Source organism: Microvirga aerophila (genome assembly GCF_003332305.1).
In the GTDB taxonomy this organism is placed as follows: Bacteria; Pseudomonadota; Alphaproteobacteria; order Rhizobiales; family Beijerinckiaceae; genus Microvirga; species Microvirga aerophila.
Window position 1 is genome coordinate 111,940 of sequence record NZ_QOIO01000015.1, and the last position, 6,740, is coordinate 118,679.

The following is a 6,740-nucleotide window of genomic DNA, read 5'->3' on the forward strand; positions in this document are numbered from 1 at the left end:
ATCCAGTCACGTTGCAGTGGACTTACCGCATGTCCGCCATTTAAGACTCAAGCTAGATTCGAGCTCTGACAGAGAGATATTCAAATAGACTCTGTATTGCTAAATATTCTTCGTGCTATGCAGGTCAACGACAAGAGACTACTTTTAAATATCGTGGTGTATCTCCAAAGCCCCACGATCCAAGAGGCCTGCTCCTGGCGCATGAACTAAGGGCACTCCATTTTAGAACCTTCTGACCCAGGATGCGGGGCAATCCCACATCCCAATCTCTTCTCCCGCGCCTCTCGGAGGGATCGTACTGTCAGTTCGCAGGCTCTGTGTTCTTGACCGAGCCAAACCAGTTCTTGATCTTGGCGAACATGGGATGGTCGGCCACCGAGGTTGGGGTCGCCGCGTTGCGCTGAACGACAGCCATGCGTGTCCGCACCTCCTCGGGCGCCAGCCCGTTAACCTGCCGACCGATGGCCAGCGCGCCCTCAAGGATCCGGACACAGTCCTGGAATGACTGACGAAATCTCAGGTGCGTGGTGATATAGACCTCCCGCTCCCGCTCCACCTCAGCGGTGTCGGCGCAGGCCAGGCGGGTTACAAAGGGCAGCAGGTGCTGGCGCTCCTCATCGGTGGCTTCATCGTTCAATTGCATAGCCAGCGCGCAGATCGGGCGCGAGAAGCAGTCTGGCATGTCCTGCACGGACCGAACGGGCCGGTACGGGAGGCCTGCCGCGACAATGGCCGCTTCGTTGATGCAGGTTCCACCGTCCTGGCCGGGGAACGTGTGCGAGCCCTGTTTCAGTTTCCAGTTCAGAATGTGGTCGAAAGTGTCCATGGCAGCCATCCTTGTGGCGTGCCCCCACCCTCAAATGGTGATCCCGTGCCATCCCGCCTGTCAATTGTTGGGAACGACACGGTCAGCAGTAATCAGGAAGGCAAGCATTCGATCCGCAGTTTTCCAGGAGGATTCCGACCGCGGTCGAGGACCCTCACAATGAGACTGGGCTGTTTTAGCTCAATGCGCTTTTCACTTCTCTGACCCAAACCGTCTCATCCTTTCCCATAGGATGATCGGCAACGATGAAGCTCCCAATCACGTCTCCGTCGATCACGATATTCCCTGCCTGACGAGTGTAGCGCCCGGCGACCATATCGGGGTCACGAACAAAGCAAGATGAGTCTAGGAGGCCAGCGGCCCAGTCGGAGCCGGTTGCAAACACGAGACGCTTCGGACGAAGGGCAGAAATCTCGTGCAGTAGGAGTTCCCGACATTTCTCACGCTGAACCTTCGCAAGCTGGCCGTTCGGGTTCCACCCAGCTTCGGGGGCAACTTTATAGAGATTCGACCAAACCATGTGCGATGGCCAGTTGTCCTGCTCAACATCAGCGATCTTGAGTTCACCGATGGTGCGCCTCGCCGTTCGCCAGAACGCTGATCGGTTGGTGTTATAGCTGTCCTTGTTGCCCCAGAAAGCACTCACCCAGCGCATGGGACATGTTTGGCCTTTTCCGCTCTCTCCACTTACGCTCTTGCAGACGGTCTCAACGAACGCAGCGACGTTATCGGGCTCACGCAGTTCCATTGGGGTCCAGCCCTTCGTCCAACCATTAACGGCCCGCCCAACCCACATCAATTCACCTTGGTAGCTGTCTCCCTTCATCGATAGGAAACCTGTTACCGGCGCCGGTTGAAGTGTTTCGGCAGCAGCGCCAACTGCTGTGGCGATCTTGCTAAGTATCTTTCGTTCTGCTGTCCGATCCATGGATTCCCCCGAACTTGAAAACTTTCTGCCTACAGCGGCACTTCGTTGTTTGAAGCTTCAACATGAACGGGCTTAACAAAGTCCTGCGATCCATAGCGCTCGCTCAAGGTCGAGGCTTGCTTTTTCAGCATCGAAGTGTGCTTCCGTAGGTCCTGAGCCAGCAGGTGGTGCCCGGTGTAGGCATTCCGCCACTCCCCTTTGCTGATCGTGATGAACTTGCTCATTCCATCCAGCCACACTGAGAGCGACGAGAGAAAGCGAGCCAGTTCGGCATCCGGATTATTCATGAGAAAGACCTACTCTGTCAGAATGGTTGAGAGGGTGACCTGTAGTGCGGGTCGGACAGAACGATGAGCCGTGCCCTTGGAAGGTGCCAGCGGCTTACAAGAGTTGAGATGAACTCCTCCGTCGTGAGCTTCCGGTCGAGCAGGAGGAGAAATCTGTCGTCGTCAGCACGCCAATTCACGCGTCCTCTCGGAAAATGCTCGTATGGGACGCCGCGCAGATTCGGCCAGCGACGGGTAATTCGCGGCCATATATCGACGTGTCCCTCCTCCAGCGTCCTGAAGCCCCCGATTTCTGAGACCTCTGAGACACGGCGGGATAGGCCAACAAGACGTGGCCGCGAGCCGGCTCCAGGTAGTCCCCAGAACAAGCCAATCCGGGGCTCTGGCGTAACCTGTTCCCCTGGTTCGCGCGGGTGTGACTCCACCTCATGGGCCTCTCTTGATTCGGGGTTCTCCGCAGGCAGAATCCGATCCGCCTGCGGTTGCGTTACATGCCAGAGAAGATGACATGCTCTTGGAAGAAGCCGTCAGAGTGCCAAACCTCCTCTCCGAGATCCCAGACCGGGCAGAGAGAGGACGCAGAGGCAAGGGATTTGAGGATCTCGGCCCGGGTTTCATCCGAGACCTCGGCGTTTTTTCGGCCCCTCGCCTCCTTGAGGAACCAGCCGATTGAGCCGACCCGCTGGAACAGCAGGAGTGCCGGCTCATGGCCACACCATTCATAGAGATATTCAACTCCGTTGATGACGGTGAGAACCGACTGCCGCTCACGATGAAATCCCCGCAAGCAGTTTTCGAAGTCGTCCCCGACCTTCTTGAGCCTGTCACGGGCTGTGACGGGCCGAAGCAGGCTATTGCCGGGCCAAGGAGGATCCGGGAAGGGGAGATCCAGTATGGCATCCCGGATTGCCTCAAGAGGATTTCGCGCCGCCACAATGGATTGAGCAGCGGACGAACCCATCAGCTTCTCCAGGCGCGCTAAGCTCCAAGTGAAGTAACCCAAAGCATAGGGTGGCAACCGGCCCTTCTGAAACAGACGAAGCACAGACTTCGCTTCCAAACCAGGGGGCAGTGTTGCCAGTCCCAAAATGAGATCATCCGGCAGCACCGCGGCGTGTCGGATGAATTTCGCGCCGGGCCCGTCGGTGGCAAGGATTGTCGCTAGAGCTCGGTAGACCCTCGCTGGCCGTGCCTTCGGTCCCAACCGTCCGAGAGCCCTGATCAGACCCGCGGGCTGGGAGCCCGTCGCCTGAGTAATCAGGTCTTTGCTGCGGCCGAATGTGAGCTGTGCGTATGCCAGTTCGGTCGACATCGGGTTGTCCGGCCTGAACGACATCCGTCGCGAGGAGAACCACAGGTGCCACACGTGCCGTCGGGTGTCGGTGGCCGTGAGATACTCACCAAGGCGAGGCCCCGGCCAAATTTGGGCCACCTCCTTCGCAAATGGCCCAGCGATCAACTTGGTAACAGTATTGTACGATTCAGGGGCTGCCTCTCGCCCCTCACCCTCCCCTTTCCGTTTCCTTTCCAGCTCTTTCACCCCGTCCAATCCTTCAAGAAAGAAAGATGGGATCATGACTTCGTCGTGTTCAACTCGATCAGCACCATATCGGGGCACTGTATGACCTCCATCGCTGCTGCTTGAGTGTTTAGATTACCCATGCGACAAAACTGGTCGTATCAACAGAGTATCCGTGGGTCGGCATGGCCAAAATTGTAAAGCGATTCTCAGAGATTGATCGGTACGCGCCGGCGGAGAGACTGCTCCAACTCGGACTTCTGTTGTCAGAAGCACGTGGCGGTCTCACGCTCGACGAGATGGCTCAAAGCCTTGGAGTAACCCGACGCACAGTCGAGCGACTAAGGAATAAACTCGATCACATCACGAGTGGCGGACTCACAGTCACAACCGACGATGATAACCGCAAACGATGGTCCCTGCCGGTAGGCAGACTCTCCGCCTTGGCCACACCAAACTTGGAGGAGCTTGCGGAGCTCAAACTCGCCATTGCAAGCCTGCGCCGGCAAGGTGCGGAACGTGAGGCCGATGTGCTTGGTCAACTTGCCCTCAAGCTTGAATCCGCGATGCCCCGGCCGACCCTTCGTCGGCTTGAGCCGGATATCGAAGCTCTCCTTGAGGCAAGTGGATCACTCGTTCGCCCTGGTCCCCGGATCAGCATCGATCCGCCGGTGATCTCGGCTCTCCGTCGGGCTATCCTTGAGAGCAAGCAGGTTCGACTAAGTTATCGCCGTCGGGACACCAACCAACTATCACGGCCGATGCTATGTCCATACGGCCTGCTTACAGGCTCCCGCGGCTACCTCGTCGGTTTTAACCCCCATCCAGAGATCCAGGCGTATCGCCTCTATGCACTGAGTAATGTCGAGGCGGTTGAAGTTCTGGATCAGCTCTTCACGCGAGATCCTGCTTTTGATCTCCAACGGTTTGCAGCTCGGTCTTTCGGCGTATTCTGGGATGGAAAGCAATATGAGATCGAATGGCGCTTCAAGCCGAGCGCCGCGGAGGATGCACGCCGTTTCCTTTTTCATCCGGATCAGGTCGTGACAAATCTACCTGACGGATCAGTGCTCATTCAGTTTACCGCATCCGGCCTCACTGAGATGGCTTGGCACCTATTCCGGTGGGGCGAACACGTCGAGATCTTAAAGCCAGACGACCTCAAACAGAGGTACCGCGAGTGCCTTCAAGAGGCCTGTTCAGCTCTAAGCGACGCTCGCGAGACCGAGGTTGGACCCATCCGTCCCGAATTCACGGTGAACGAATTCAGCTAAAGCAGGAGCTAGCTCTCTTACAAAGAGTGAGGACGCAGGATGCGGCGTTGCAGTCACGAAGGCCTTTTGCCCGTCTTCTAGCGTAAACCACTCCAGAGGAATAGTTGCTCCCTCAACAGTAATATCTGGGCCCTTGCCCTGACGAGCAGGGATGTGACGCCACAACTCTCTGCCAATGATCCATACTCGGTCAGGGCGGAGCTTCATCAGAACTTCCAGAAAGGCCGGAGCGGCAACGGCCCACTGGTCACCTGTGGGTCTGACCCGTGCGCCACCAGAGACCGGCGACTGAATAAAGTTGTAGAATGCAACCTGGCTCCAAAAGACATTGGCAGGTTTGCCTCTGAACTCTTCGCCCCCCAGTCTATAGCGAACTCTGTTCCAGAAGCGACTGCCACCGTCGCCATTCACATGTTCAAGGATGCACTCCTGGGTGAAAGTAGGTTCCAGGTCCTTCTTGGTAATGGCGCCGTCCGTCTCCCACTCGTCGTAGTGCGAGACTCCCCAACCAGCAGGACCTTTCGACCTCGAAGGCCGCCGCTGTGATACTCGTTTCCGACGAAGGGAAGAAAGAAGACACGCTTGTAATCAGGCATGGGATCCCACTTGGCTGCAGGGCAATACTGAACACACAAGGTCAAGCTTGTCGATAAGTTTATCTATCAAGAGAGGATTCTGCCTGGCCAACACAGGGGCCAAGAAACTCAATGGCTCAGAGACTCTCATCTATGCGGGTGTGTGCCATTCCCGTGCGCACCCTCCAGCGAGTTAGCAATGTCGAAGAGTTCAGTCCAAGTGAAGGCGCTCCTGTTCCCGCAAGCTTCGCCAAGGCACCGTTCCCTGTACTGCACTAAGCCTAGTCGGATACGCTTAGGTCGGCTCCGCGGATCACAGCGATCCAGTCCTCGAAATCGGGCAATCCATGAGCGTTTTTTGCCAAGTTACAAGCGAGGTGCGTGATCCAGACATTTCCATTGTCATAAGCCCCATTCGTGCTGTCAATCCGATCCGCCGAAGGTTGAAGCATCTTGTTTGTCCCTCCAGCCACCATTTTGCTGCTGCAAAGGGCACACAGCCCAACTTGCTCCTTCCATTTCTGCAGAAACAGAGCAACGAGATCCGATAAGTTCGGAGCAGCGCGCAATGGATTGATCTTAACGCCGACCTCGCCACCCCTTTTTACACGATCTGTAACCCGCTCCGCCATGCGAAACGCTTCCTGACGCACTGCCTTTTCGACATTTGGATCAAAGCTGGCACGGAGTTTCAGGTATGCGCGCACGTCCTCGCGAAGATTAAGTGTGATGCGCCTCACCGGCAGCGCCATCACTGCGCTCCGCTCATCGCCGAGCGCTTCTACGATACTGCCTCGATTGGCTACATCAGAGAACGATCGGTATGCAACTGGAGTGACTTCCCTGGCATGGGGGTAAGGCGGTCCCACCATGTCAGCAGCGTCGAGCACCGCCATCGAATGCGGCCAGCGGTCGCCCCATGCGGCATAGGAATTGGCCCATACCTCTGGCGGTACAATCTTCCTTGTCTCAAGAATTTGCTTGGGTTCGATCGCGACTGCGGAAATTAGCCGGCTGCGGTGCTCCGGCAACTCTGTCATCTCAGCATTTGTGGTTCCAACATAGATGAGAATGTCGCGGCCCGGAGCGAACTCTCTCCGCAGGCGATCGCCCACTGATCGTTTAGAGCACGCTGCGTTTTGACGGAATCCGGTTTTCGAGCTGCGGCGGATCTGATTCAATCTAAGTCTCTTGGCTGAAGAAGGTTGGCTGGGATGACACGCCCCTACTCACAAGACCTCCGGAAGCGTGCGCTGGCCCGGTATGAAGCCGGCGAGACGATCCGCTCCATCGCCGCCGCACTCGATATCAGCCCGTCCTGTGTGTCGAAG

General features: G+C 56.9%; 8 protein-coding genes. 2 read left to right on the forward strand and 6 right to left on the reverse strand.

Annotated elements, in window-relative coordinates; genetic code table 11:
- Nucleotides 1–301 precede the first annotated feature (301 nt).
- The 5 genes from DRB19_RS10535 to DRB19_RS10550 form a co-directional block, all read right to left on the reverse strand.
- Nucleotides 302–826 (reverse strand): hypothetical protein, encoded by a 525-nt coding sequence (locus DRB19_RS10535; protein ID WP_114186010.1) that lies wholly within the window; start codon nt 824–826, stop codon nt 302–304.
- A 175-nt stretch (nt 827–1,001) separates the two neighbouring features.
- Nucleotides 1,002–1,754 carry a hypothetical protein gene (locus DRB19_RS10540; RefSeq protein WP_147022010.1) on the reverse strand — a complete coding sequence of 251 codons (753 nt, stop codon included), beginning with the start codon at nt 1,752–1,754 and terminating at the stop codon, nt 1,002–1,004.
- Nucleotides 1,755–1,783: 29 nt separating this feature from the next.
- Nucleotides 1,784–2,041 (reverse strand): hypothetical protein, encoded by a 258-nt coding sequence (locus tag DRB19_RS10545; protein ID WP_114186000.1) that lies wholly within the window; start codon nt 2,039–2,041, stop codon nt 1,784–1,786.
- 17 nt (nt 2,042–2,058) lie between these two features.
- The gene (locus DRB19_RS29865; RefSeq protein WP_162815648.1) at nt 2,059–2,220 is read right to left on the reverse strand and encodes a hypothetical protein; all 162 of its coding nucleotides are present in this window, start codon (nt 2,218–2,220) and stop codon (nt 2,059–2,061) included.
- 308 nt (nt 2,221–2,528) lie between these two features.
- On the reverse strand, nt 2,529–3,353 hold the full coding sequence (locus tag DRB19_RS10550; RefSeq protein ID WP_147022011.1) for a hypothetical protein: 825 nt from the start codon (nt 3,351–3,353) through the stop codon (nt 2,529–2,531).
- 650 nt (nt 3,354–4,003) lie between these two features.
- Here DRB19_RS10550 and DRB19_RS10555 point away from each other — a divergent pair.
- Nucleotides 4,004–4,834, forward strand: a complete 831-nt coding sequence (locus DRB19_RS10555) for a helix-turn-helix transcriptional regulator (protein WP_245439389.1) — start codon at nt 4,004–4,006, stop codon at nt 4,832–4,834.
- An 856-nt stretch (nt 4,835–5,690) separates the two neighbouring features.
- Here DRB19_RS10555 and DRB19_RS10560 read toward each other — a convergent pair.
- Nucleotides 5,691–6,590, reverse strand: coding sequence for a hypothetical protein (locus DRB19_RS10560; RefSeq protein ID WP_162815650.1), 900 nt, complete (start codon nt 6,588–6,590; stop codon nt 5,691–5,693).
- 33 nt (nt 6,591–6,623) lie between these two features.
- Here DRB19_RS10560 and DRB19_RS31680 point away from each other — a divergent pair.
- The coding region (locus DRB19_RS31680) for a helix-turn-helix domain-containing protein (RefSeq protein WP_338067357.1) at nt 6,624–6,740 on the forward strand (117 nt) is incomplete at its 3' end.

What these genes read in the sequence shown, in the direction of transcription:
- DRB19_RS10535 (WP_114186010.1), bottom strand. Translation starts at nt 826, where the DNA reads ATGGACACTTTCGACCACATTCTGAACTGGAAACTGAAACAGGGCTCG.
- DRB19_RS10540 (WP_147022010.1), bottom strand. Translation starts at nt 1,754, where the DNA reads ATGGATCGGACAGCAGAACGAAAGATACTTAGCAAGATCGCCACAGCA.
- DRB19_RS10545 (WP_114186000.1), bottom strand. Translation starts at nt 2,041, where the DNA reads ATGAATAATCCGGATGCCGAACTGGCTCGCTTTCTCTCGTCGCTCTCA.
- DRB19_RS10550 (WP_147022011.1), bottom strand. Translation starts at nt 3,353, where the DNA reads ATGTCGACCGAACTGGCATACGCACAGCTCACATTCGGCCGCAGCAAA.